26 protein-coding genes are annotated in these 24,429 nt (G+C 64.5%); 13 read left to right on the top strand and 13 right to left on the bottom strand.

The genetic code is table 11. The features are described from left to right. Positions 1 to 49 precede the first annotated feature (49 nt). Positions 50 to 1,462 carry an MFS transporter gene (locus JOF28_RS07150; protein ID WP_245189900.1) on the bottom strand — a complete coding sequence of 471 codons (1,413 nt, stop codon included), beginning with the start codon at positions 1,460 to 1,462 and terminating at the stop codon, positions 50 to 52. A gap of 260 nt (positions 1,463 to 1,722) precedes the next feature. Between JOF28_RS07150 and JOF28_RS07145 the strand changes: the two genes are divergently transcribed. Then, on the top strand, positions 1,723 to 3,411 hold the full coding sequence (locus tag JOF28_RS07145) for an amidohydrolase (RefSeq protein WP_245189899.1): 1,689 nt from the start codon (positions 1,723 to 1,725) through the stop codon (positions 3,409 to 3,411). 164 nt (positions 3,412 to 3,575) lie between these two features. On the opposite strand, the gene JOF28_RS07140 is transcribed toward JOF28_RS07145, so the two are convergent. After that, a complete protein-coding gene (locus tag JOF28_RS07140) occupies positions 3,576 to 4,877 on the bottom strand; it encodes a flavin monoamine oxidase family protein (protein ID WP_209705136.1) in 1,302 nt (433 codons plus the stop codon). 286 nt (positions 4,878 to 5,163) lie between these two features. Next, entirely contained in the window at positions 5,164 to 7,848 is a 2,685-nt protein-coding gene (locus JOF28_RS07135; RefSeq protein WP_245190199.1) for an aminotransferase class I/II-fold pyridoxal phosphate-dependent enzyme, read from the bottom strand. 360 nt (positions 7,849 to 8,208) lie between these two features. On the opposite strand from JOF28_RS07135, the gene JOF28_RS07130 reads away from it, so the two are divergent. The 4 genes from JOF28_RS07130 to JOF28_RS07115 all read left to right on the top strand — a co-directional run bounded on the left by JOF28_RS07130 (position 8,209) and on the right by JOF28_RS07115 (position 11,473). Next, positions 8,209 to 8,679 carry a hypothetical protein gene (locus tag JOF28_RS07130; RefSeq protein ID WP_209705135.1) on the top strand — a complete coding sequence of 157 codons (471 nt, stop codon included), beginning with the start codon at positions 8,209 to 8,211 and terminating at the stop codon, positions 8,677 to 8,679. Positions 8,680 to 8,711: 32 nt separating this feature from the next. Next, positions 8,712 to 10,145 (top strand): NAD(P)H-quinone dehydrogenase, encoded by a 1,434-nt coding sequence (locus tag JOF28_RS07125; protein WP_209705134.1) that lies wholly within the window; start codon positions 8,712 to 8,714, stop codon positions 10,143 to 10,145. Between the two features lie 35 nt (positions 10,146 to 10,180). After that, positions 10,181 to 10,591 carry a cupredoxin domain-containing protein gene (locus JOF28_RS07120; RefSeq protein ID WP_209705133.1) on the top strand — a complete coding sequence of 137 codons (411 nt, stop codon included), beginning with the start codon at positions 10,181 to 10,183 and terminating at the stop codon, positions 10,589 to 10,591. Positions 10,592 to 10,723: 132 nt separating this feature from the next. Then, a complete protein-coding gene (locus JOF28_RS07115) occupies positions 10,724 to 11,473 on the top strand; it encodes a copper homeostasis protein CutC (protein WP_209705132.1) in 750 nt (249 codons plus the stop codon). Positions 11,474 to 11,541: 68 nt separating this feature from the next. Here JOF28_RS07115 and JOF28_RS07110 read toward each other — a convergent pair whose 3' ends face one another. The 4 genes from JOF28_RS07110 to JOF28_RS07095 all read right to left on the bottom strand — a co-directional run bounded on the left by JOF28_RS07110 (position 11,542) and on the right by JOF28_RS07095 (position 15,030). Further along, entirely contained in the window at positions 11,542 to 12,846 is a 1,305-nt protein-coding gene (locus JOF28_RS07110; protein ID WP_209705131.1) for a class I SAM-dependent RNA methyltransferase, read from the bottom strand. Positions 12,847 to 12,970: 124 nt separating this feature from the next. Beyond that, positions 12,971 to 13,270 carry a hypothetical protein gene (locus JOF28_RS07105; protein ID WP_209705130.1) on the bottom strand — a complete coding sequence of 100 codons (300 nt, stop codon included), beginning with the start codon at positions 13,268 to 13,270 and terminating at the stop codon, positions 12,971 to 12,973. 157 nt (positions 13,271 to 13,427) lie between these two features. After that, the gene (locus tag JOF28_RS07100) at positions 13,428 to 13,946 is read right to left on the bottom strand and encodes a GrpB family protein (RefSeq protein ID WP_209705129.1); all 519 of its coding nucleotides are present in this window, start codon (positions 13,944 to 13,946) and stop codon (positions 13,428 to 13,430) included. 22 nt (positions 13,947 to 13,968) lie between these two features. Continuing rightward, positions 13,969 to 15,030 (bottom strand): ankyrin repeat domain-containing protein, encoded by a 1,062-nt coding sequence (locus JOF28_RS07095; protein ID WP_209705128.1) that lies wholly within the window; start codon positions 15,028 to 15,030, stop codon positions 13,969 to 13,971. 260 nt (positions 15,031 to 15,290) lie between these two features. Between JOF28_RS07095 and JOF28_RS07090 the strand changes: the two genes are divergently transcribed. From JOF28_RS07090 to JOF28_RS07080, 3 genes are all read left to right on the top strand, one after another. Beyond that, positions 15,291 to 15,647: a MerR family transcriptional regulator gene (locus JOF28_RS07090; RefSeq protein ID WP_209705127.1), complete on the top strand. Its 357-nt coding sequence runs from the start codon at positions 15,291 to 15,293 to the stop codon at positions 15,645 to 15,647. Between the two features lie 68 nt (positions 15,648 to 15,715). Then, positions 15,716 to 15,907, top strand: coding sequence for a hypothetical protein (locus tag JOF28_RS07085; RefSeq protein ID WP_209705126.1), 192 nt, complete (start codon positions 15,716 to 15,718; stop codon positions 15,905 to 15,907). A gap of 36 nt (positions 15,908 to 15,943) precedes the next feature. Then, positions 15,944 to 16,612 (top strand): zinc-binding dehydrogenase, encoded by a 669-nt coding sequence (locus tag JOF28_RS07080; RefSeq protein ID WP_209705125.1) that lies wholly within the window; start codon positions 15,944 to 15,946, stop codon positions 16,610 to 16,612. Between the two features lie 536 nt (positions 16,613 to 17,148). Here JOF28_RS07080 and JOF28_RS07075 read toward each other — a convergent pair. Further along, positions 17,149 to 18,426 carry an integrase catalytic domain-containing protein gene (locus JOF28_RS07075; RefSeq protein WP_209704348.1) on the bottom strand — a complete coding sequence of 426 codons (1,278 nt, stop codon included), beginning with the start codon at positions 18,424 to 18,426 and terminating at the stop codon, positions 17,149 to 17,151. 102 nt (positions 18,427 to 18,528) lie between these two features. Here JOF28_RS07075 and JOF28_RS07070 point away from each other — a divergent pair, with 102 nt between their 5' ends. The 4 genes from JOF28_RS07070 (at position 18,529) to JOF28_RS07055 (ending at position 19,940) form a co-directional block, all read left to right on the top strand. Further along, positions 18,529 to 18,756, top strand: a complete 228-nt coding sequence (locus JOF28_RS07070) for a type II toxin-antitoxin system RelE family toxin (RefSeq protein WP_209705124.1) — start codon at positions 18,529 to 18,531, stop codon at positions 18,754 to 18,756. A gap of 40 nt (positions 18,757 to 18,796) precedes the next feature. Beyond that, positions 18,797 to 19,096: a HigA family addiction module antitoxin gene (locus JOF28_RS07065; protein WP_209705123.1), complete on the top strand. Its 300-nt coding sequence runs from the start codon at positions 18,797 to 18,799 to the stop codon at positions 19,094 to 19,096. Positions 19,097 to 19,269: 173 nt separating this feature from the next. Then, the gene (locus JOF28_RS07060; RefSeq protein WP_209705122.1) at positions 19,270 to 19,620 is read left to right on the top strand and encodes a type II toxin-antitoxin system RelE/ParE family toxin; all 351 of its coding nucleotides are present in this window, start codon (positions 19,270 to 19,272) and stop codon (positions 19,618 to 19,620) included. Next, positions 19,617 to 19,940 (top strand): helix-turn-helix transcriptional regulator, encoded by a 324-nt coding sequence (locus JOF28_RS07055; protein ID WP_342452111.1) that lies wholly within the window; start codon positions 19,617 to 19,619, stop codon positions 19,938 to 19,940. The genes JOF28_RS07060 and JOF28_RS07055 overlap by 4 nt, the downstream gene beginning before the upstream one ends. Before the next feature lie 70 nt (positions 19,941 to 20,010). On the opposite strand, the gene JOF28_RS07050 is transcribed toward JOF28_RS07055, so the two are convergent. Both JOF28_RS07050 and JOF28_RS07045 read right to left on the bottom strand, forming a co-directional pair. After that, positions 20,011 to 20,364: a hypothetical protein gene (locus JOF28_RS07050; RefSeq protein ID WP_209705121.1), complete on the bottom strand. Its 354-nt coding sequence runs from the start codon at positions 20,362 to 20,364 to the stop codon at positions 20,011 to 20,013. Positions 20,365 to 20,463: 99 nt separating this feature from the next. Beyond that, the gene (locus JOF28_RS07045) at positions 20,464 to 21,114 is read right to left on the bottom strand and encodes a hypothetical protein (RefSeq protein ID WP_209705120.1); all 651 of its coding nucleotides are present in this window, start codon (positions 21,112 to 21,114) and stop codon (positions 20,464 to 20,466) included. Positions 21,115 to 21,252: 138 nt separating this feature from the next. On the opposite strand from JOF28_RS07045, the gene JOF28_RS07040 reads away from it, so the two are divergent. After that, positions 21,253 to 21,660, top strand: coding sequence for a PH domain-containing protein (locus tag JOF28_RS07040; RefSeq protein ID WP_209705119.1), 408 nt, complete (start codon positions 21,253 to 21,255; stop codon positions 21,658 to 21,660). A gap of 37 nt (positions 21,661 to 21,697) precedes the next feature. Here JOF28_RS07040 and JOF28_RS07035 read toward each other — a convergent pair whose 3' ends face one another. From JOF28_RS07035 to JOF28_RS07025, 3 genes are all read right to left on the bottom strand, one after another. After that, on the bottom strand, positions 21,698 to 22,870 hold the full coding sequence (locus JOF28_RS07035) for an alpha/beta fold hydrolase (RefSeq protein ID WP_209705118.1): 1,173 nt from the start codon (positions 22,868 to 22,870) through the stop codon (positions 21,698 to 21,700). A gap of 74 nt (positions 22,871 to 22,944) precedes the next feature. Beyond that, complete coding sequence (locus JOF28_RS07030; protein WP_209705117.1) at positions 22,945 to 23,550, bottom strand: TetR/AcrR family transcriptional regulator; 606 nt, start codon at positions 23,548 to 23,550, stop codon at positions 22,945 to 22,947. 55 nt (positions 23,551 to 23,605) lie between these two features. Continuing rightward, positions 23,606 to 24,274 (bottom strand): FadR/GntR family transcriptional regulator, encoded by a 669-nt coding sequence (locus JOF28_RS07025; protein ID WP_209705116.1) that lies wholly within the window; start codon positions 24,272 to 24,274, stop codon positions 23,606 to 23,608. Positions 24,275 to 24,429: the final 155 nt, after the last annotated feature.

The following is a 24,429-nucleotide window of genomic DNA, read 5'->3' as shown; positions in this document are numbered from 1 at the left end:
GGTCGCAAGAAAACTTGCGACCGGGGCGGCTTCAGCGTGTATGGGGCGCTTACGCCTCCATATCGACGTCCTTCGTTTCGGGCGTCAAGATCAGCGAGATCAGCGTGAGTACCGCGGCACCCGTGAGGTAGTAGCCGACGTAGGCGGGGCTGCCATCGGCCATGGCCCACAGCCACACCGCGATGATCGGGGCGAGCGCGGCACCCAGAATCGACGACACGTTGTAGGCCACAGCAGAACCCGTGTACCGCACGTTCGTGGGGAACATCTCGGGCAAGAACGCGCCCATCGGGCCAAACGTGAGACCCATCAGCGTGAAGCCGAGCGCGAGGAAGAACAGCACGAGTGCGTGACCGCTCAGCAGCATCGGGGCAAACAAGAAGCCAAACAGGGCGATCGCGATCGTCACCCAGATGAGCGTCTTGCGGCGGCCAAAGCGGTCAGCCAGCGGGCCCGAGACGAGCGTGAAGATACCGAAGAACACGACACCGAACACGAGCATCAAAATGAAGTCGTTGTACGAGTAGCCGAGGCCAGGAACGTAGGCTGCGGCATCGAATGATCCGCCGGTGGCCTTCGCGAGCGTCTCAGCGGCCTCGAGGCCGGGGCGCGTACCGAAGGTCAGCGTGAACGACGTCATCAGGTAGAACAGCACGTAGGTGGCGAGCATTGCGAAGGTGCCACGAATCAGGGCGGGCCAGTGCAGCTTGAACGCCACAGCGATGGGCATCTTCGAGACCTTGCCGGCCTCCTTTGTGTTCTCAAACGCGCTCGACTCGACGAGCTTGAGGCGTACCCACAGGCCAACGATGACCATCACGGCAGAGAACAAGAACGGGATGCGCCAGCCCCACGACAGGAACGCGTCAGACGCGACACCGGGCTCGTCGGGGTGCGCGAGGCTGAGGTTGATCACGTAGAACAGCATGTTCGCGATGATGAATCCGATGGGGGCGCCGAGCTGCGGGAAGGTGCCATACCAGGCACGCTTGCCCTTGGGGGCGTTCTCGGTGGCCACGAGGGCCGCACCCGACCACTCGCCGCCGATGGCAAAGCCCTGCACGAGGCGCATCAGCAGCAGGAGTACCGCGGCCCAGGGGCCGATCTGCGCGTGCGTGGGCAGCAAGCCAATCAAGAAGGTCGCGATACCCATGGTGAGCAGCGAAGCAACGAGCGTGGTCTTGCGCCCGACACGGTCACCCAGGTGGCCAAAGAAGATGGCACCCACCGGGCGGGCCAGCATTGCCGCGCCAAACGTTGCGAACGAGGCAAGCAGCGCCGTGGTCTCGTTGCCGGTGGGGAAGAAGAGGTGGGGGAAGACAAGTACGGCCGCAGTTGCGTAGACGTAGAAGTCGTAGAACTCAATGGTCGTGCCAATGAGGCTCGCAAGCACAACGCGCGAGGGCTTATTGCGGGGCGCGTTTGCTGCGGGAGTGGGCGATGTATTAACAGAGGAAGACAACTGCAGACCTTCGATTGATTTCGGCGTGCACACCCGGCATCCTCGTGGTAGCGGTGGGTGGGCTACGTGAAACATTGGGGCTCGTTTGTGGGAGCCGACTGGTCAAGTGTACGCGCGGGCAATGCCGCCAGAACAATACAGCCGCCCGCGAACGCGAAGCCTGGCGCGGCGCGAGCGCGCCATTGGGCCCGGATCCGGCGCAAAAGAGGGCGACATCGGTATCGTGGAAGGTACACCCGAGGAAGCCTGAGGAATCAACGATGATGCACAGCCCCGACTCGCCCAGCACGGGCACACCCCTCACCCCGCGCACGGGCGGATCACTCGCCCTCACCGGGGCCCACCTGCGCAGCAACGCCCACCTGGGCCGCGCATGCGACGCCACCGCGCTGCTCGTCATCGACGGCCGCATCGCCCACATCGGGTCAGACGCCGACATCACCGCACGGGCCGTCGCGCTGGGGATCGCCGTGCGCGACGTCGCCTCGGCCACCATCACTCCGGGCCTGTTCGACTCACACACCCACCCCCACTGGGCCGCCGACCTCACCACCGGCATCGACCTTGGGGGCCTCGCCACCATCGCCGACCTCACCGAAGCGCTCGCCGCCGAACACGCACGCCTGCCCGAGGGGGCCTGGCTGCGCGGCTGGAACCTCGACTACGAGGCCTTCACCGGCACAGGCTCCGGCACCGGCCTGCACTACTCCCTCATCGAAGACGCCGCCCCCGGCCGCCCCATCGCCCTCATCTGTTACGACCTGCACACCGCCCTCGGCAGCGCGGCGGCGCTCGCCGCCGCGGGCATCACGGGCGCGCGTGAGTTCGCAGATGCGAGCGAGATTGTCGTCGATGACGCGGGGATCCCCACGGGTGAACTGCGCGAACCCACCGCCTACAACCTCTTGTTCGACGCGGCCCCGGCGAAATCGCACGACGCCGAACGCGACGCCCTGCGCGATATGCTGCGTGCGCTCGCGGCGACCGGGCTCACGGGCGGCGCCATCATGGACGGCAAACCGGCCACCTCCGAGCTGCTCGCTGAGCTTGAAGAGCGCGGCGAACTCGACCAGCGGCTCACCGTGCACCACTGGCACGCCGTGGGCGACGCCGACGACGACGTAGCGCGGGTGATCGCAGCGAAAGACGCGGGCGGCAGACTGTGGCAGGGCGGCGCCATCAAACTGTTTAGCGACGGCGTGATCGACACGGGCACGGCCTGGCTGCACGAACGCGACGCCCACGGCGATGGCCGGGCTGCGTTTTGGCCGTCGTGGGAGCGCTTCGCCGAGGTCGTGCGGGCCTACCACGATGCCGGCCTGCTGATCGCGACGCACGCGGTGGGCGACTACGCGGTCAGCCAGGTGCTCGACGTGTACGCCGAACTGCCGTGCCGCCCGGGGCTCCCCGCCCACTCTATCGAACACCTCGAGGTGCTCGCCGACGTCGATGTCGACCGGCTGCGTGCCTTCGGCGGGCCCTCTTCGAGCCGGGTGACCGCGTCCATGCAGCCCCTGCATATGCAGTGGCGCGAGGCCGACTGCAGCGATAACTGGGCGCAGCGGTTGGGGGAGCGGGCGGCCACGGGGTACCGGGTGCGCGACGTGATCGATGCGGGCATCACCGTCACCCTCGGCTCAGACTGGCCAGTGGCCCAGTACGACCCCCGCCTCGGCATGGCGTGGGCGCGCGGCCGCCACACTCCGGGTGACGCTTCGGCCCACGTGTTCGAACCCGACCAGCAGCTCACCGGCGAGGAGGCGCTGTTCGCGTACACGCTCTGGCCGGCGCTCGCACGCGGCCATGCCGACCGTGGCGTGCTCGAGGTCGGCGCGGTCGCCGACCTCACCGTGTGGGGCTCAGACCCGGTCGAAGCCACCGCCGACGAGCTGCCCGAGGTGCCGATCGTGCTGACGGTGGTCGACGGGCGCGTGGTGCACGAGGCGTAAAGTGCGGGGTGGCCGGGCGCGCTCGGGCCGTGCGCGCTCGTGCTTGGGCCGCCCTCACTCGCGCGCGAACGTGTTAGGTGGCCTCGTGTCGGGGTACTAAGGGTCTCGGTACCCCGACACGAGGCCACCTAATGACCCGTAGGTCGCTAAGCCCAGCGCTCCCGCTAGCGCAGCGCGTCGATGATGCGGCGCGCCTCGCGCAGACCACTCTCGATCGCGCCGTCAATGAACCCGCCCCACAGGTTGGCGTTATCGGTGGTGGCAAAGTGCACGTTGCCCGCGGGCTCGCGCAGCTTGGCGAGGTCGCGGGTGAGCTGGCCGGGCCGGTGCGTCATCCAGGTGTTGAGCGACAGCGGGTCGGTCATCCAGTCGTGCGCGGTGACCTCGGTGATGGTGATGCCGGGGCGGCACGCATCAACGGCGGCCTGCACCGCGGCGAGATCATCGAGATCGAGGAGCGTGTGATCGGGGCCAAAGCCCACCAAAATCGTGTAATCGCCCGCCTCGTCAGAGCAGTAGAACTCGGCCTTGAGCACCGAGATCGGGTCACTCTGGCTGGCGTACGCGAAGAACCTGGGTAGGTGGCCCGCCGCGCGCAGCCACACCTTGGTGCCCTGCGACGCCACCGTTTCGGCATTGAGGTGGCGCCACACTGCGGGCAGCTCGGGCTCAAACGTAATCCCCGCGATTGCGTTGGCGGGCAGCGTCGACACCACGCGTCGGGCGCGCACGAGATCGCCAGCGACGGTCTCGATGATCGCACTCGAACCGTGCTGCGTGACCGCCGAAACAACGGTGTTGAGCCGAATCTCGCCGCGCACGTCTCGGGCGATCGCATCGGTGAAACCGCGCATCCCATCGACCACTCGATAGGTGGCCGACGCCTCATGCATCAGCTGCCAGTGGCCGCCGGTCGCCGCAACCCAACGTAGCGCGCTCGACAGCCCGGTCTGCGCGAGGGGCGCGTTGACGTGCCCCACCCACACCGACTCGTTGGCGGCCTGAGCTTCGGGGGCGAGCTCGAGCTCGTCGATGCGGTCTTGAATGCTGAGCCGGTCGAGGTCTTGAATCTCACCGACGGTGGGCTCGACGCCGCGCGGAATAGCTGAGCGCACATCGTCGATGATGCGCTGCTGGCCGTCGCCAATGAGCTCCATGAACTCGGCAAGCGTACCCTTGCGCGGGGTGCCGTCGGAGCCCCGCCAGTACGCCTCATCGGCGCTGGGGCTGCGGGTGATCTCGCGGCCGTAGCGGGTGGCCTCGGCCCACACATGCGGCTGCACCCAGTGGATCCAGTTGGCGCCCATCTCAAGATCATGCCCGAGGCGATGGTCGGTCCAGGTGCGGCCGCCGATGCGGTCGCGCGCCTCGAGGGTGAGCACGGTGAGCCCGGCCTGCCCGAGCTCGCGGGCCGCGGTGAGCCCGGCAAAACCTGCGCCGATAACGACGACGTCAACTGACTCCATACTGACTCCTCAAGCGACGGTGCTGGGGTGGGGTAAGACTGCGTGCGATGCTGCGCGCGTCATCTGCGAGTCAGCCTATCGGCGCGGCAGCAGTTCGCGCTGCAGACAATTTCACGGTGTTGCCGCCCCGCGATTGTACGAAGGTACGGGCAAGGGTGGGGCAGACGGCGGCGGGGCCTGATCCGGATCAAACCAGACCAAGCCCCGCAGCACCCAAGCTTCGTAACACCCGGGCTCGCCGCACGATCGCTCAATACGACCCCGCAGCACCCGGGCGCGAAACGCCCTAGCTCTCGACCGCCGGGGTCTCCTCGAGCAGCACCCTGTAGCCGCGCACGGGGTCGTAGCCGTGAATCTCGCGGGTATCGAGCACCCGCATGAACGCGAGAATCTCGGGGGTGATGACCTGGCCGGGCACGAGCACGGGGAATCCGGGGGGATAGGGGGTGACGAAGCCGGCCGAGACCGGCTTTGCGCCCGCGGCGACCCGCGCCCACAGCACATCGGGCAGCACATGCTCGACGTACTTGCGGCGCTGGCCGCGGAAGAACGCGGCGCGCATATCGCCATCGGGCAGCACCCCATCGGTCGCGTACCCGTCAGAGAACGAGCTGAAGTCGGGCAGCGGGGGCATCGGCAGATCGATCGCCTCGGTGATCGCGCGGGTGTGATCGGGGTCGCGCTGCGTGTGCGTGTCCTCAAATTTCTCGGCGAGCTTCACGAGCACCTCGATGAGGTACGCGATGGCGCTGCGCGAGGTGCCGATGTTCGTCATGAACAGGGCCGTGTTGCGGCTCGTCTTGTTCACCTGAATGCCGTAGCGATCCATCAGGTGCTCATGCTTGAACGTGTCGCCGTCGACGCCCGTGCGGCTGATCTCGATGGTGATGCGACTCGGATCGATCACGAATTCGTCGGTGCGCCAGGCCTCCCACATCGTGGAGAGTCCGTCGCGCAGGGGCATCGGGCGGCCCACCTCGCGGTTCTCCTCGGGAATCAGGTCGTGCGCGGTGAGCACCCTGAAGGTGCGGCGCAGCAGCGGGTGGCGGCTGATCGCCTGCGCGAGGCTCGTCGCGAGGTCGAGCTGACGCTGCACCAGATCGAAGCCCTCGAGCTCGACCTGGCGGCGGCCAATGTCGAGGGACGCGAGAATCTGGTAGTTCGGCGAGGTGGAGGTGTGCGTCATGTACGCCTCGTGGAACGGCTCTTCGGCCTCGCGGCCCCAGTCTTGGTCGTAGACGTGAATCATCGAGCCCTGACGCAGCGCGGTGAGTGTCTTGTGTGTCGACTGGGTGGCGTAGACGCGCACCCGTGACGTGGGCGCGGGGATGAGGCGCTCGTGCAGCCACACGGCGTCAGAAGCTGGGTTGCCCTCTGCATCAAACAGGCGGGCCTGCTGCTCGCGGTATGCGATCGCGTGGGCGTCGGTGGTGAGCCGCTGCTCGAGCCGCTGCGCCGAAGCCATCGCGGTGCGGCGGCGGGTGACGGGGTGGAACGCGCCAAACGCAAACCACGCCTCATCCCACAAGAACACGAGGTCGGGCTTGATCGCGAGGCACTCGGCCATCACGCGCTCGGGGTCGTAGACGATGCCGTCAAACGTCGAGTTGGTGAGCGTCAGCATGCGTACCTCATCGAGGCGGCCGGCGGCACGGTAATCGAGCAGCATCTGCTTGATGCGTGAGATGGGCACTGCGCCGTAGAAGGCGAACTCGTTGAGCGGGTACGCCTCGAGGTAGGCGGGGCGTGCGCCCGTGAGCATCACGGCGTGATGGTGTGACTTGTGGCAGTTGCGGTCAACCATCACCACCTCGTTGGGTGAGACGAGGGCCTGGTGCACGATCTTGTTGGCGGTCGACGTGCCGTTGGTGACGAAGAACGTGTGCTTGGCGCCGTATGCACGGGCCGCGAGCTCTTGCGCCTTCTTCAGGGTGCGCACCGGGGCGAGCAGTGAGTCGAGGCCGCCCGAGGTGGCGCTTGTCTCAGCAAGCAGCAGGTTCAGACCGTAGAAATCGGCGAGGTCACGAATCCAGCGCGACGATACCACCGAGCCACCGCGCGCGATGGGCAGCGCGTGGAAGACACCCACGGGGCGGCGTGCGTGATCTTGAATCGCGGTGAAGAAGGGAGTGTCGAACAAGTGCGAGACGCGGCGCAGCAGCGTGAGGTGCAACTCGAGCTGATCTTCGCGGCGGAAGATGCGGCGGAAGCGCCGGGTGGTGGCCCCCGCGAGCTCTTCGATGTGCGCGCCAGCCATCAGGTACAGGTCGAGCTCGGGGCGCAGCGCGATGAGGGTGTCGGCGAGGCCGAGTACGCGCTGCACGCTCGCGAGCGAAGTACGCTCGGGGGCAGAGCCGGGGGCGACCTCTGAGCGGGCGATCTGCACCGACTCGGCGAGATCGCGGCTGAGGCGCTGGCGGGTGTGCTCGGTGAACCCGGGGCGCACCACACACGCCAAAATGTTGGGGTTGGTGAGAATGGCGGCGACGGCGTCATCGGCTGACGGCACGATCACGAACTCGTAGATGAAGGTGTCGGCGGCTGAGCGCAGGCGCAGGCCCTCGGCGCGGGTCGCGTCGCGCTCGGCCTCGGTGGTCTCGTCGACCACGAGCACCTCGAAGCGGGGGCGCGGGTCGGCGTCGCCCACGCGCTCGGCGCGCTCTTCGGCGTCCATGAATTCTTCGCGCGGCTCGTCGCTAATGTCGGCGCGCAGCCGGTTGACGACGCGACCGATGCGGTCGAGCGCGGTTTTGTAATCGCCGGCCTCGAGCAGCTCGCCGATCGCGGCAACGTAGCGCTGGCCAAAGCCCGCCCAATACATCTCGATGGTTTCGAGGGCGCGCAGTGACCGCGGCACCTCGCCGTCTTGTGCGAGCGCATCTTCGCCTTCGCCAGCGAGCGCGAGCCGCTTCACCGCGAAACGCAGGTACTCCCAGGCGTCACTGCGCAGCCGCCAGGTGCTGGCGGGCATGCCCGGGTCGCGCTCGAGGGTGGCCTCGGGCACCTGGTGCCCGCTGCCCGAAGCGGGGTGGGTAATCAGCGCTGCGCTATTCACATCGGCGTGAATGAGGCTGTTTCCGCCGAGCGCGTCTGGCCCCCCAAAAATGTTTGCGGTGGGGAGCGGAGCGTGGGAGGCGTTGATCCTCGTCATCTGTGCAGCAGTCCTTCCAACGTCATTGTCGCGCGGAATGCGCTCAGGCGGCAGTCGAAAGCGGCATCGCCCGTGCATTCGATCATATGCGCAAGCAGATACCCGGGCGGGCACGAACTGCAATCTGGCGACTTCCCGTGAATTCCTCCGATGTAGGTAAGGATGACCTAAGATGAGGGGGTGATGATGTTTGAGCCCGCAGATTCCCCACAGGGGGCGCCGGTTCTCGACCCCGAGGGGATCACGCCGGTCGTTGCGTTGGCGAACGCGCACGACCTGGCCGAACTCGATGCCTGGCTGCACGACCTCGACGGGGCCGCCTACGGGCGCGTGTTTATTGAGGGCGATCTCGCGATAGCGGGCGCCTCGGTGGCTGAGGCTGCTGCGGCGCTGCATGTTCCGGATCGCGTGGGCGTCACCTGGCTGCGCCCCAATGGCGAGCCCGGCGTCGCCCTCTCCACGGCCGTTGACGCGTGGCTCGCCGAGTGGTTGTGGGTGGATGCGGCCGAGGCCCGCAGCCTGCAAATGTTTACGGCGCAGCACGCCGCAGCAACGCTTGAGTCCTATCTGAACCGCTTTGACTGCCGGCTTGAGAAGCGGTGGCCCGGGTGCAGCAGCGAAAACTGCCCCAAACTGCGCTCGGCGCAGTAACCTCGCGCGACCCACGCCGGTAGACTGGCGGCATGGCGAAATCCTTTGAACGCAAGCACCGCATCGTTGTGCTTGGCGGCGGTCCCGGCGGTTACGAAGCAGCCCTCGCGGGCACACAACAGGGTGCAGAAGTTACCCTGATCGAACGCGCTGGCGTGGGCGGTGCCGCAGTGCTCACCGACGTGGTGCCCTCGAAGAGTCTGATTGCGACCGCGGGCGCCGTGCAGGCCGTGCGCGATGCCGGCCGCCTCGGCGTGCAGGCCTTCGTGCCCGGCGGCGACGGCAAGCCCGTGCGCCCCGAGATTGCGGTCAACCTGGCCGCGGTCAACAAGCGTCTGATCGCGATGGCGGGCGCGCAGTCGCACGACATGCTGCAGTCACTCGAAGCCGCAGGCGTGCGCGTCGTGCAGGGCGAGGGGCGCCTTGACGGCCCCGGCGCCGTGCTCGTGTCAACGAACGCCGGTGGCACCGACTTTGATCGCGTCGAAGCCGACACCATCGTGGTGGCCGTGGGCTCGCGCCCGCGCGAGCTCGACACCGCGAAGCCCGATGGCGAGCGCATCCTCACCTGGAAGCAGCTCTACAACCTGAAGGCCATCCCCGAGCACCTCGTGGTCGTGGGCTCGGGTGTGACCGGCGCAGAGTTCGCCAACGCGTACCGCACCCTCGGCTCAGAGGTCACCCTCGTGTCGAGCCGCGAACAGGTGCTGCCCGGCGAGGACTCTGACGCCGCACTCGTGATCGAGCGCGAGTTCACGCGCCTCGGCATGAACGTGATGTCGAAGGCGCGCGCACAGACCGTCACCCGCACCAAGGACGGCATCGTTGTTGAGCTGGAAGACGGCCGCACCGTTGAGGGCACGCACTGCCTCATGGCTGTGGGCTCCATTCCCAACACGCAGGGCCTCGGCCTCGAAGAGGCCGGCGTCACGCTCACCGACAGCGGCCACATTGAGGTCAACAAGGTCGCACGCACCGCCGTTCCGTCGGTGTACGCCGCCGGCGACTGCACCAACTTCTTCCCGCTCGCCTCGGTCGCCTCGATGCAGGGTCGCACCGCGATCATGCACGCCCTCGGTGACTTCGTGCGCCCGATCGATCTGCGCAACGTCGCGGCGAACGTGTTCACGTACCCCGAGATCGCCACGGTCGGCTGGAACGAGCACACCCTCGCCGATGCGAGCGCGATGGCGAAGGCCGTTACGCACACCGTGCCCCTCAGCGTGAACCCGCGCGCCAAGATGATCGGATTCACCGACGGCTTCGTGAAGCTGTTCGCGTGGGAGGCCTCGGGCACCGTCATCGGCGGCGTCATCGTCGCGCACCGCGCCAGCGAGCTGATCTTCCCGCTCGCCCTCGCGGTTGAGCACCGCCTCACCGTTGATCAGGTGGCCTCGGCGTTCACTGTGTACCCGTCGATGACGGGCGCGATCACCGACGCGGCACGCGCACTCCACAAGGCGTAACCGCCACCACGCAATTCGTAAGGGGATACACGTTCATGAAGCAGCAGGCCTGGTCACTTGGGGCTGTGCCCATTTCTCGTCGGCGCATGCTGCGCGGTGCGGCGGGCGTACTCGGAGTGGGCGCGGTGGCGCTGCTCACGGGCTGCGCTCGCCCGAGCAAGCCCGAGCTGGTGCCCTCAGACGATGAGGTGAAGGCCGCGGTCACGGTGTGGGTCGTCGATAACGCGTACGAGCCGGCCACGGTCGAGGTTGCCGCGGGCACCGCGGTGCGCTGGGTCTTCGACGGCACCATGGAGCACGACGTGGTGGCAGAAGACGGCAGCTTTGTGTCAGAACTCGTGACCGGGGGCAGCTATACGCACCTGTTCACTGAGGCTGGCGAGTTCCCGTACGATTGCTCGATCCACCCCGAGATGACGGGCATGGTCAAGGTCGTCGCACCGTAACCGCCGCTGCGTGCGCACCACGAATGCGTTGGTGCGAGCGCTGGTGGGCGTGCCGGTGAACACACTGGTGAGCGTTAGTGAGCGCTTTGGTGCGCGTGTTTGTGAATACGTTGGTGAACAAAGGAGTCTGGCGTGACGCGAGTCAAAACTTTTGAGATCGTTGCGCAAGACGCGGGGGCGGTGCGGTTGGCCGCCCAGCTCGGTGCCGCGCGCGTAGAGCTGTGCCAGGCGCTCGCGCTCGGCGGGCTGACGCCCAGCCTCGGGCTCATCGAGGCGGCCGTTGAAGCCGCGGCAGCCACCGACACCACGACCGAAGTGCATGTGCTGGTGCGGCCGCGATCGGGTGGCTTTGTGTACAGCGCTGATGAGCAGCTCGCCATGGAGCGTGACGTGCGTGCCGCCGTGCGCGCGGGCTCCCACGGGGTTGTGGTGGGAAGCCAGCTCGCCTCGGGCGAACTCGACCTCGACGCGGTGGCACGGTTGCGCGATGCGGCCGAGGGGCGTCAAGTCTCGCTGCACCGGGTCATTGACGTCACCCCCGATCCGGTCGAATCGCTCGAGCAGCTCATTCCGTTGGGCATCGCGCGCGTGCTCACCTCGGGCGGCGCGGCCAAGGCCATCGATGGTGCTGCCACGCTGCGCGAGATGGTGCGGGTGGCCGCGGGGCGCATCGAAGTGATGGCCGGCAGCGGGGTGAACGCGGCGAGCGTCGCGCAGCTGTGGGCGACCGGCGTTGACGCCGTACATTTCTCGGCCAAACGCGATGTGGTTGAGCGCCCCATCGTCAGCATGGGCTCGAGCGACGCCGACGGTGTGGGCGGGTTCGAGGTCACCTCGGCAGAGATTGCGCGCGAGATCATCGCGGCGCTGCAGGCCGCCTAAGTTTCTTCCTGAAACAACAAAGGAGCCTCACGCACGTGTGCGTGAGGCTCCTTTGTCATGCGGCGGGCTTATGCTCGCTGAAACACCGCGATTGACTCGAAGTGGTGCGTGTGCGGGAAGATGTCGAACGCACGCAGGCTGGTCAGTTCGTAACCGGCTTCGATCAGCGACTTCGTATCGCGTGCCAGGGCAACGGGGTCACAGGCCACGTACACGAGGTTCGCCGGGGCGAGCTTCACGAGCTGAGCAATGACGCCCCCGCCCGCACCCGAGCGGGGCGGGTCGAGCACAATCGTGCCGCGCTTGAGGCGCTCGCGCACCGAGGGCGCTGCTGCGAGCAGCTCGCTCAGGTAACGGTCAACGCGAGCGGTGACGGCGAGAGCACCAACGTACTCGGCGAGGTTCTCGGCGGCATCATCGGTTGCGCCCTCATCGAACTCAACCGTGGTGACCTTGAGGGTGCGGCCAGCGGCCTCGCCCATGGCGGCTGCGAGCAGACCCGAGCCACCGTAGAGGTCGAGGTTGGCGGCGCCGCTCGTGAACGAGCCGTCAACGATCAGCGTGCTGATGGCGTCGCGCACTGCGTTGAACAGCATTTCGGGGGCCTCGCGGTGTACCTGCCAGAAACCGCCGGCGCGCACGATGAACTCGCGGTCGCCCACGAGCTCGCGCACGATGTCCTTCTCGCCAGCGCGGGTCTTTTCGCCCTCCATGCGCAGCAGCATGCGGGGATCATCGGCCGAGGGCGCGACCACGTCAACCGTGTCGACGCCGTTCATGATTTCGCCCAGCGGGGCAACCTGGCCGACCTGGGTGTTGGCGAGGGGCAGGTTCTCGACGTCTACGACGCGGCGGCTGCGCACGGCGTAGGGGCCGACCTGGCCGGTGGTCTCATCAACGTGCAGGCGCACGCGGCTGCGGTAGCCGAGACCGTTGAGCTCGTCGTCACCGGGGGCCGCTTCGACGCCCGAGAACTTGGTGGCGAGAGCGTCTGCCTCGATGCCGCCGAAGCGCTGCATCGCGTCGACGAGTACGTCGCCCTTGAGTGAACGCTGGTGCGCGAGCGCGATGTGACCGAACTCGGCGCCGCCAACGCGGTCTTCGGGGGCGCGCTCGATCGAGGCCTCAGCCCAGATGTGGTCGCGGCGGTGCTCTGAAGCTTCGAGTACTTCGATGGTCGTTGCGCGTGCAAACGACTTCTTTTTTGCGTCGGTGACGAGCGCGCGTACGGTCTCGCCGGGAATCGCGTCAGCGACGAAAACAACGCGGCCTTCGTGTCGTGCCACGCTGACGCCGCCGTGAGCGATGCCAGTGATCTGAAGCTCGACGACGTCGCCGATGGTGAGTGCAGTGTTCTGCGGGGAAGTTGCCATGTCCACTATTCTCCCAGACACGGCCTGCGTATGCGCCCCAGTTTGCAACTGTTTATGAAGTGCGTTCGTTGCTGCGTGCACGCGGGGGCGCGTGCACGCGAATTTTTTCCCGGATCAGCGCGCCCTATGCATGCCAATGGAAATGGGCGTGGCCATGTGTGTGAATGTGCTCGTGACCGTATCGCCACTCACCCAGCGCCGGATCGGGCAGCCCGCGAAACGGATTGATCGTAGCGCTCTGGGCGACTCGGCCCTCGGTGGAGCCGTCGAGCACGGGGTGCTCGAGTTTGGTGCCGGTGGGCATTTTGAGGATGGTGCCCTGGCCGGTGCCGGCGTCGAAGCGGGAGGCCGCGTGCGGGGGCTCGTGGAACGGGGCGTAGGGGCTGACCGGGCGGTGAAGCTGTCGGGTGTGCAACTTAAACATGATGAACCTCCATGAGATATCACCAGGGTAGAAGCCGCCGAGGCGGGTACCCAGGGCATCGCTTTTGCGCGCTGACGCGCGTAAAATAGGGAGGTTGTGCCCGCACGCCGCTTCACGCGCAGGGTGCCGGTAGGGTGCTGCACCCCGCCGGGCTCGCTCAGTCGGCGATGACCGACGCGATGAAACTCGTTTTGCCTGCGTTATAGGCAGCACGGTCTTCACCCACCTGTTGTGAGAGCGCGAGCTTGAGCGCGGCGTACTGTGCGGCCAGTGCAGGGTCTGCGCGCAGGCGATCCCGAAAGCGCAGATAGTCGCGCTCGCGATTGGACCCGTGCTGGCACACATGCACGTGCACCGATCGCGGGGCGCCCGCGGGCGGGCGAAAGAACCGGTGGTCGGGTTCGCGCTGCCGCAGCATTAAACCGAGCGATTCGAGGCACGGTCGATACGCCGCCTCGTCAGCGATATCGGGCACCCCCACCACTAGGTCAAGCACCGGTTTGGCCGGCATGCCGGCCACCGAGGTGGAACCCACGTGCTCGACCGTGACCTGCGTGGGGGCCAGCGCATCGTGCATACGCGCCGCCCACTCAGCGGCCGTTACCGCCCAGGCCGCATCGGCGGCGCTGAGCTCGACTGGCTCGCCACCCGGCTCACCAAACCACTCGACGGTCACCGCGGCCTCACCACTCCCATGCCTAAGACTCCGTGCTCAGCGGGTGAGGTTGCGGGTTCTGCGAGACCCACTCGACGGCAAGCTCAGACAAGCGATACAGGTCGGGCTGTTCACCTCGACCGGTGCGCACGCGCTGAGCTGCGGCGCGGGCGTCGGCAAGGTGCGCGGGCGAAAGTTCGGCCCGGGTACCCACCAGTGCCACAAAGCTGTCGACCATGCCGCGGAAGCTGGCGTTCCAGTTTCCGCCACCGTTGCGGAACATCTCATCGGCCACCTTGCCGGTGAGCCGAATCACCTCGCCCTGCTCGGTGGCCGCGGGGCCTGCCCCCGGCACCAGCAGCTCCCACAGGGCTTCGTGCTGGTGCTGCCAGGTGCCGTCTGCAATAACAATGGGCGATGAACCGTCATGCATCACGCGGGTGCTGGCGGGTGCGACGTCGAAGATCGAGTACAGCTCATCGAGGGCGGCCTGGGTGGCGTCGAGCTGATCCGGAGCAAAGACCGAGCGATACCGCTCAAAGACCTGGCCGATCTGCGCGACGCTGGCGCGCATCTGCTCGGTGACCGGCGCCCCCAGCTCAATGAGCAGGCGAGAAATCTCGACGGCGGCTTCGATGCTGATGTTGTCGACCCGGCTGAGGGCGATGGTGAGCAGCTGCTCTGGGTCCCAGGTGTCGCCCGTGACCTGGGCTCCGTGCTGAGCGAGCACGCGTGCGGCCGCGGGCCGAAGATCGGTGGTGGCGTTCCAGAAGGGCGTGCGCCCTGAAGAATCGGGGGCCTCAATATCGGCCCCGAGTGAGATCAGCAGTGCGATCTGGTCGGCGTGCTTTTGGGAGGAGCTTTGCGCGCGATCAGCCAGCGCGGTGCAGCCACGCACATCGCGAGCCTCGAGATCGATGCCGTGCTCGACCAACCACACGATCAGGGCATCGGGGCAGTTTCGAAAGCCGAGGGCCGTGGACTTGGGGTACGTGCCGCGGGCGTTGATCTCGCACTGGTCGAACACCGCGATGAGTTCGTCGAGCGGTGCCGAGGTGAGCATCTCGCCGAACTCTTTGGGAAGTGTTTTGCGCTTTCGAGCCATAAGCCAGGGGCACCTTCCGATGGGGCGGTCTTGAGCGTTGTGTCTGAGCCCGCCGGGCACGCGATCTTGATGCGGCGCGATCCACGATCCAGACGTCACTAATGTAGCCCCTGAAGAATTCGCAGAACAACGTGAGATCTGGTGTGGTCGTTGATTCGGGGCCGTGATTGAGCATTGGCGTGAGTGTTATTGAGCGGACCAGGAATAACGCCTTGCCTGCTGACGCTGATGTGAGGGTCGGCAGAGATGGGGGAGCAACGATGCAAATTGGCGAGCTTGCGCGGCGCACCGGGGTGAGTGTGCGTTCGCTGCGTTACTACGAAGAACAGGCGCTGCTGAAACCTGACCGCCTCGCCAACGGCTATCGGCGCTATGCCGAGGGTGACGTGGTGGCTGTTCAACGGATCCAGACGCTGTTGGCGGCGGGGCTGAGTTCTCACAAGATTGAACGCATCTTGCCATGCCTGAGTCAGCACGACGGCGGCGTCGCGCTGACCTGTGCTGATCTCTTTGGTGTGCTCGTTGCTGAACGCGACGACATGCTCGGCCGTATTGATGCCTTGCGTGCCTCGGTCGCAGCCCTCGACACCGTGATTGCAGCAAGCCCTCGGTCGTAAGTAGGCCGGGTTGAACAAGAACCGCCGCTTGACCCTCACGCTAACGTCAGGCCTTACCGTCGTGTTCTATGAGCAAGAAAATTGAGTTTGTGGAGTACGGCGGGCCCGACGTATTGAGGTTGGTTGATGAGGCCAGAGGTGACGCGGGGCCTGGGCAGGTGCGTGTGCGCAATGAGCTCATCGGGGTGAACCCCATCGATTGGAAGATGACGGCGGGGCATTTTGGGGCTTCGCTCGCGCTCCCGGCCACCCCGGGATGAGCATCCACGGGCATCGTTGATGCGGTTGGCGCGGGTGTGGTGACCGTGGCGGTGGGCGATGCCGTGATCGTTGGTGCTCGGGGCGGCTCCTACCGCGAACAGCTCGTCGTCGATGCTGATCTGGTCGTGCGGCGACCGCGGGGCGTGAGCCCCGAACAAGCGGCGAGTTTGCCTTCATCAGCGGTCGCGGGGTACTCGCTCGTTCACCACCTGGGTATTACCGCAGCCGACACCCTACTGGTACACGGGGCGGCGGGAAGCGTCGGAGCGGCAGCCGTGCAGATTGCCGTAGCGCGAGGCGCCCGCGTGATCGGCACGGCATCGGTCGCCAACCAGGACTACTTACGCTCGATCGGTGCAATCCCCGTGGACTATGCCGGTGACCTGATTTCGGCAGTGCGCTCGATCGGAACGGTCACCGCGAGCGCAGATGCGGTGGGCGGGCGAAACTCGGTACACGCGACGACGCAACTGCTGTCGAACATGGCGCGCGCGGTCACTGTGTGGGGTGAAGAGCACTCGGTGTCGGCGGGTATTCCGTGGGTGGAGCATCCGATTGATGAGCTCGAGCGCACGGTCGAGCTGGCGGCAATCGGAAAGCTGGTTGTGCGCATCGCAGAGATTCTGCCGCTCGCGAAGGCGGCCACCGCTTTTGAACACAGCATGGGTGCGCACACTCCAGGCAAGATCTTGCTGCGGGTGTGAGCGGCTCATCTGCGCCCGGTCCTCGAAGGAATGATTTCACGCGATCAAAACACATGGAGCCCGGGAAAAGGAGAATCATTGCGGACGTTGGCGCGAGTGAATTGTTCAGTGCTGGACAGCTGCGTCTGGGACTGGTCTTCTTGAGTGCGCCGAGTGTTAGGGCGATAGGTTGAACCGGAACTCGGTTGAATTTAGGTTCAACGTCTAAGGGTCGCCTCTGACCAGGAATTTTATCTTCTCGGTCCCCGTTTGGGTCCGAGGGGTGAGTTCCGATCTACTATCAGTTGCTGAGCGTTAATGGCGCTGACCTTCGCTTTTAACCGACCCCTGCGGAGCCTCCGCAGGGGTCGACTGCCTCCCTAACGGAACCCAGGGCGCTTCACCAGCGCGTTGGTTCCCGCACCGAGGTCGTGGCCGGGGCAAGCAGTGCCCGGAGCTGCCGACGCTGAGCGACCGAGCAGTGTCGTAGTGCCTCATGTCAAGATGATCGCGTAACTCTACTTGTGCCTCACGTGCTTTGATCGCGTAGCCTCGGCTCAGGCGGAGCGAATCTTCACGCCGCCGGTCTGTCGTTTCCGCCGGTTCTTCTTCGCGTCTGCAACCTCGGCCGTGAGGACCTCGGTCTTCCATCGTGCTTTGGTGATGAGCATGCCCTGATACCGGACAATGTCACGGGTCAGCTCGACCGGGTTGAGTTTCGCATACTGTGCCCGCAGTGCACGTTCTTGAGCGTGGGAGAGTACCCCGGCATCGAGCAGCCGCTGATACGGAGTCCTCGGAGCGTCATACACGCGCCGCCTGCGCCCCTGCCCATCCACGCTCCACCCGACTGGCTTTCTCGTGGGGGTGAAGAAGTTCATCTTCCACATCACCACCTGCCAGAGTTTCGTGAGGACGTCTCGTTCGTCGGCGGTGTCGTAGCGGTAGTAGAAGCCATACTTGCGCCCGATGTGATTGTTCTTGGACTCGACGACCGCTTGATCATTTTTCTTGTAGGGCCGGGACCTCGTGAAGAACACCTTCCGTTCACCCGCCCACGCCACGACTTGGTCGTTGATGAACTCGGAGCCGTTATCGCAGTCGAGCCCGGCAACATCAAACGGCAACGCTTTCTCGAGACGATCGAGCGCGGCGATCATGTGTACACGCGCGTTATTGCGGAGGACTTCCAAGTGTGTCCACCCCGTGTATACGCAGGTCGCGGTGAGGGTTCTCGCGAACTCGCCCTTGAGTGTTGGGCCGCAATGCGCGACGGTGTCACACTCCATAAACCCGGGCTCGTGTTCGGCTTCATCCCCGGCTTTCCGGATCGTGATCGAGGTGCGCAGCAGCGCGCCCGACCGGGTGGCTGAGATGCCCTTCAGTTCCAACGCCCGACGGTGTTCGCGTAAGTATCGGTCGATTGTGGCGGCAGACATCTGCAACAGTTCGGCTCGCACCTCGGGGCTGTAGTCGTGACGCCCGTAAACGAGTTCATGATGCGCTTCAAGTCGGGGAATCCATTCGGGGAGCATCTGCTGCATGTATTTCCCGCAGGGGTACATCATGACTCGCCACAGCCACACCAGCACGCGTTGGGAAGCGGCCGAGTATTTGGTCGGTCGATGCCGTCGATGGTCGATCTGGGTGACGTTCTTGGTACCGAGGTGTGGGCTGGTCAGGTAGCGCCTGCCTGTCACGCGTGACATCCCGGTAGTCGCGCAGAACTGGTCCAGAATTTTGGACTTCTCAGCGCGAGAAGCAGTCTTGTAGGCCTGCTTCAATTGTTTGGTGACTTCGATACGTGTCGCCACTGACACCACGCCCTTGTTCATACTCGTTCAGCGTAGAAGTATGCGATCAAAGTATGTGAGGCACGACTTGGGCTACGCGATCAATATACGTAAGGTACGCCGGGGCCTTGATCCTGGGTTGACGTGACGTATAAGATCAGCATCGCGCGGGGAGCCGCGAAGACTTTTCGTGGGCTTCATCCGCAGGTCGCTGTTCGGTTGAAGGCTGCGATCCATGTGCTCGCTGAAGATTCACGACCGCCAGGAAGCCTGCAGATGGGCGGTGGTAACGGCGAGCTCCGTATTCGCGTTGGCGACTGCCGGATCATCTACGACGTTCGTGACGATGGGCTGATGATCCTCGTTTTGTGAGTCGGTCACCGCCGAGAGATTTATCACTGAGGGAGAGAGGATGCCCGAGAAGCGTTATCCACCAATCCACCCGGGCGAGGTTCTCATGGAGGACTTCATCAGTTGTTTTGGCATCACGCAGAACAAGCTTGCGGTTGCTATTGGGGACCCACCTCGCCGCATCAACGAGATCGTGCATGGCAAGCGCGGAGTCTCAGCTGACACCGCGTTGCGGTTGGCGAAGTATTTCGGCACGTCCGTGCAGTTCTGGATGAACCTGCAGGCGTATTACGAGTTGGATCTTGCTGAGGATCGTATCGCCGAGCAGATTACGGCGATCACGCCGCTGGAGGTTGCGTGATGACGAGCGGTCCTCGTTGGAAGAGGCGTGACGTCACGCTCGCGAGAGACGCGCATGTGATCGAGGACTCCGAATGGAACGGCGATGCTGTCGCGGTGGAGTTTCGAATTCGTGTCTAAGTTCTTCGAGAGAAGTGCATTGCCAATAGACCCTGCAGGGTCTATTATGGTGTTGTGTGGAACGTTGATGTCGGGCTCGTCGAAGACTGGCTCGATGCCCTAGATTCAAACTCTTGGGAGCAGGTGATGGCCGCTATCGAAGTCTTGAGGGAAATCGGGCCGCAGCTCGGACGCCCGCTCGTGGATACTATTGGTGGCTCCCGGCACAAGAACATGAAGGAGCTTCGCCCAGGCTCGTCGGGGAAGAGCGAACTGCGGGTTCTCTTCGCGTTCGATCCCGAGCGCAGAGCAATCATGCTGGTTGCCGGAGACAAAACGGGTAACTGGGTTCGCTGGTACAAGAAAAACATTCCCAGGGCCGACGACCTGTTCGGCGAACATCTGGACCGACTGAGAGGGGAGTGATCGAATTGGCTCTGAGCTATGAGGACTATGTCGTTACACGCCCTGTTGACGACGCTGCGCGGGCGCGTATTGAAGCACACAAGGCAAGGATGCTCGCGGAGGTGCGCGCCTACCGGCTACGTGAACTGCGTGAGCAGGCCGGGCTGACGCAAGCGCAACTGGCCGAGCGCATTGGTGTCGGCCAGCGACAGGTCTCCAAGATTGAGCGCGGCGACCTCGACAGTGCGAAGGTTGGCACGATCCGTAGCTACCTTGAAGCAGTCGGCGGCGGGCTGGCGATCGAGTATGTGATGGGTGATCAGCGCGTCCAGGTGGCCTGACGTGAGAGGCTGCCAACCGCGGCGACGTCTCTGACTGGCCCCGGTCGCCCTAGCCCCGCGGCGATACTGGTCAGAAGTAGATGGCGAAGCCATCGTTGCCAAAGAGTATGCCCTCTGCCTCGAGCCTCTTCCTTGCCTCCCGATAGACGACGCCAGAACGGGGATCCTCGACCAGACGAAGGAGCGTCTCGCGGGATACATTCTTGTGCAGCGCAACCTCGGCCCCGACGCCCCAGAATCGGTCGGAGGCAAACCGGTCGAGCACGTCGGCCGTTGCCTCCGGATTCCCCGCGGCCACCGCACGGATAGCTTGATTGGGGTCGGAGAAAAACGGCTCGAAATCCGCTTCTTCCTTTGCTGCTCGAGCAAGAGCGTACCGTCGCTGCTCATCTGCCTTCTCTTCGGCAGTCTTCTTGCGTGCCATGGCTGATGCCCCTTTTTCTCAACGGTAAGCGCATCGTGGTTGAAGAGAACCTCAAATGCTTACTGTCTAGCGTCTACCCATCGGGTTCGAACGCGTGGTTCAAAACAGGTTGAAGAAGCGCCCCAGTGCCTTCTCTGCAGCGAGCTCGACGGACGACTCGAAAATGTCTTTGGCTATGGGGTGCTTCTCCATGACCTCGACTTCATTGCGGAGATCGGCAATCGTCTTCCTGATGTCTCGCCCGCCCGGGCGCATAACCGCCTTGTCAGGCGCCGGTTGGATAGTCACCTTGGCATTAACATCCTTCTCGCGGTCATCGAAGTACACGATTTCGATGTTGACGGGTAAACCGCTAGCGGCCGTAAATTGACCGTTGACCCGGTCGCCGCCGAACACGAGATCGTGAACTGACATCGCTGGCGAGTGGGGGTCGCTGGAATAGGCGAGACCTCGCCAGCCGATGTTCTCGATATTCACCGCGGCGATCGGAATTTTCGTGCCGTCCTCTACCTCTACCCACCAGCGCAGTGCGTCGGTGATCACGGCCGAGGCGACATTCGAGTCTGGCTGGCCTAACGGCATAGTCAGCTCGGGGAGCTGCGTGATGAGGTCAGCTACGAGGACCTTGTCTTTGCGTAGGCCATTGGCTCGATACTTTTCCTCTGCCAGCTCGTGATCAACGACCTCCGGCGCAGACACCAGGTACTTGGCGAACTTCTGTGCCTCGGTAAAAACTGAGCGAAGAGGCATTGGAGTCTCCAATGGTCGTGGTTAGGGGGCTGAAATGCTTTCTAAACTACATTGATCTGCGGTCGAATAGGAGCATTTCTGTTAGCCAGATCCCGCGGTGAATTTCATGTTCAGACTAGTGCTCCTAGAATTTTAAGCATGACCACAACTCGCGCCGCCATGACCTATGCGACGGCCCTCAATCGCAATGAGCTCTATGAGAGCCCTGGGTTGCGACGCGATATCCCTAAGGTGCTTCATCCTGAGGAAGAGGTGCTGCTGGCGCTACCAGGTGTCGCCGGCGACTTCCCCTTCGTCATGATCGTCACCGACTCTCGATTTATCCTGGCGCGAGTGGCTGGCATCTTTAAGGGGTCAAAAATCAGCCGCCAGGTGCCCCTGGCTGAGGTCGTAGGGGTGCGGTATCGTCCGTGGTTATTTGCGATGATGAAGGTCGACACCGCCTCAAGGCGAGCGTTCAGAATGATGCCGCAGAACAACGCCGATGCCGAGCGATTCGCCCGCGATCTCGAACACCTCATCCAGTTCGGGTCGCTGCCGGCCTGAGCGCGGCACGACCGAGCAACGGGCCAGAAGGGGTGGCTCAGCTTCGTCGCTGCGGGAGCATCTTGGCGATCATGATCCGGATCGAGATGAGCCGGGCCATCATCGGCCGTGATCCGCTGAGCGTGCTCAAGATAGATGGCGATGCGGTTGGATCCATGGAGAGATGACTGATTGCTTGGAGGGCAAGAAGCTGCGCGGTGTCGAGGGCGCTATGCCCGTGGTCTTTGATTGGAACGAGGGTTGCGTGCGGCGCAGCCTGGACCACCTGTTCTGCAACCGATCGCGGCGTACGCAGATCGCGGTCTCCCGAGAGTACGAGCATGGGCCAATTGAAGTGCGGAAGCGCCCCGCGCACATCGACAGGCTCGCGCTCAAAGGGCGGCCACTCTTCGGAGAGTGCGGCGAAGGAAGCATCGCTACGCAGTGGGCCAAGCTCAGCATCGTGGGGGAGGCCGAAGCCGAGTTCGGTGAATGCGCAATGGGCGACGAGATCGAATTCCATCAGGAAAGGCCGGGGCTTCATGACGTCGGAGGTGCCGAGGCGGTTCAACCACGACCAGACGCGGGCGCCCTTGCCGCGTTCCAACAGGTTGAGCATCGACATCACCAGATGAGGGCCGCCAGCCTCATGCAAAAGTTGCACGGGGAATCCGGTATCTTCAACGGAGACCGTTCCGCGTTGAATCAGGGCACGAAGTCGAGAAGCGTGCTCCGAAGTCTCCGCGGTGCCATGCCAATACAAGTCGTTGAGTGATCGCGCGGTGTCGTGTCTGCCCTGCGCGTCGAGCATCGGTGAATCCAGAATCATCCCGCTCACCCGATCTGGGTAACGAGCCCCAAACGCCGCCGCCAGATAGCTGCCGTACGACGCCCCATACACCAAGATCTGCTCGATGTTCTCGGCATCGAGCACCGCAACGAGATCGGCCAGCACCTCTTCGACAGTGATGTCTGTGGGGCGCAGATCGTGACCGTCGCTTGCCTTGCGCGACAGGCCGACACCGCGGTGCTCAACCATGAGCACGTCGATCCCTTGCTTCGCCGCAACTGCGCGGAATCGCTGATAGGGCATCACTGACCCAAGACCTGGCCCGCCGGGAATCACCAGCACGGGAGGCCCTGATCGTGGCCCGCTGCGCACGTACGCAAGTGGCAGCGACCGGCCGCCCGAGAGATCGCGGGGCAGCGTGAGCGCTCCGGCGCTCTTCATGAGGCTGGCTCGCTGTCGTTCCCTACGATTCGGGCGCACCCTGCCGCGCTCGCTTGTGGTCTGTTCGTCGCCGCTCATGCGCGTACTGCTTTCGGTATCGCTCGCGCGGCGCGGCTCACGATGCTGCGCGCGTCGTCAACGGTCATCTCAGCGCCGGGGGTGACGAGCTCGAGGCACACCCCTGAGATCAGGGCACTCAACTCGAGCGCGTGCGTGCGCACAGCGGAGGACTCGAGGTGCCCTTCGGTTGACACGATCGACAGCCACTCCCTGATGCGTTCGCGAGATCGGGTGGTCGAGAGCTCCAAGAACTCGCGCGCGAAGGGCGAACCAGACGGGTCTAGGCCCACCCGATACATGCCAAACCACACGTCGAGCAAGTGTGTTGCTTCGTCGAGCGTCGGCACGAATTGCAACAGGCACCGCTCGAGGCGATCTGGTGCGGGCAGCGTCTGGTCGTGAATCTCGAAATCTTGGGTTTCCTCATCGACGAGCTTGAGGATCAATGCTTCATGCAGCAACTTCTGATTGGAGAAATAGTGCCGGAGCGTGCCCATGCCGATCCCCGCGGCCTGTGCCACGGCGCGCACCGAGAGCTGTTCCATCCCGGCCTCTGCGAGCAGCCCAGCCGCCGCCGACAGAATTTGCTCGCGGCGTTCGTCATGCTTTGCGTAACCCATGCCCACCAAAATAGCACACCGTGCTAATTTGGTGAGTAGCGCATCGATCCGGCGCTCACGCGAGGTTGTCTCGCAGCGAGAGGAGATGCGTGCGGCTGCAAAGAGCCGCAGCTGCTTCGTCGCGATTAGCGATCGCATCAGCAATCTCGCCGTGAACATCGTGGTCGGCGTCATCCCCGAAATCCTTGCGGATTCGGAGCATCTCGATCATCGCCTCGCGCAGGCGCGGGGTGAAGCTGTCGAACAACTCAAGCAAAATTGGATTGTGCGCGGCAATAATGATTGCGCGGTGGAATGCCGTATCGGAATCGACGAGGCGCTCGATTTCGACGCGGTTTTCGGACCGATCAGTGAGGGCGCGGCGGATCGCGCGTAGATCTGCCGGAGTCCGTCGCGCTGCCGCGAGTGAGGCCGCTTCTGCCTCAATGGCGATGCGCGCCTCGATCACCGAGAGGATGTTCGTTCTGCGCAACACAGCATCCCAATCCTCGGGGACGTCGAGCGCGGTTACGAAGACTCCCGCGCCCTGCCGTGATGCCAACACCCCACGACCGGCTAGCTGGCGAATCGCTTCGCGCACCGTGGACCGCCCGACACCGAGTTGAGGTGCGAGCGTGGTTTCTCCCGGCAGTTTCTCGCCGAGGGTCCACTCGCCTGATCGAATGCGGGTGAGTAGGAGATCGGCCGCCTGGTCGGCTAGTGGCTTTCGTGATACCTGCGCCATGACATTACCTGTCTACTTGTCTGAGGAGTTGTGATACATTCTATCCATGATCTCAGCTGGATTCCTTCTTCTTCGTTGCCACGGCGGGGCTTAGCCAGACCGGCTCCCCGTCGTGGAGATGAGCGGCGTGCCGGTCGCAACTTCTAGACCGAAGG

The organism is Leucobacter exalbidus, assembly GCF_017834145.1.
Lineage (GTDB): Bacteria > Actinomycetota > Actinomycetes > Actinomycetales > Microbacteriaceae > Leucobacter > Leucobacter exalbidus.
Note: the sequence above shows the minus strand (reverse complement) of the source record. Positions and strands in the feature narration are given on the sequence as shown.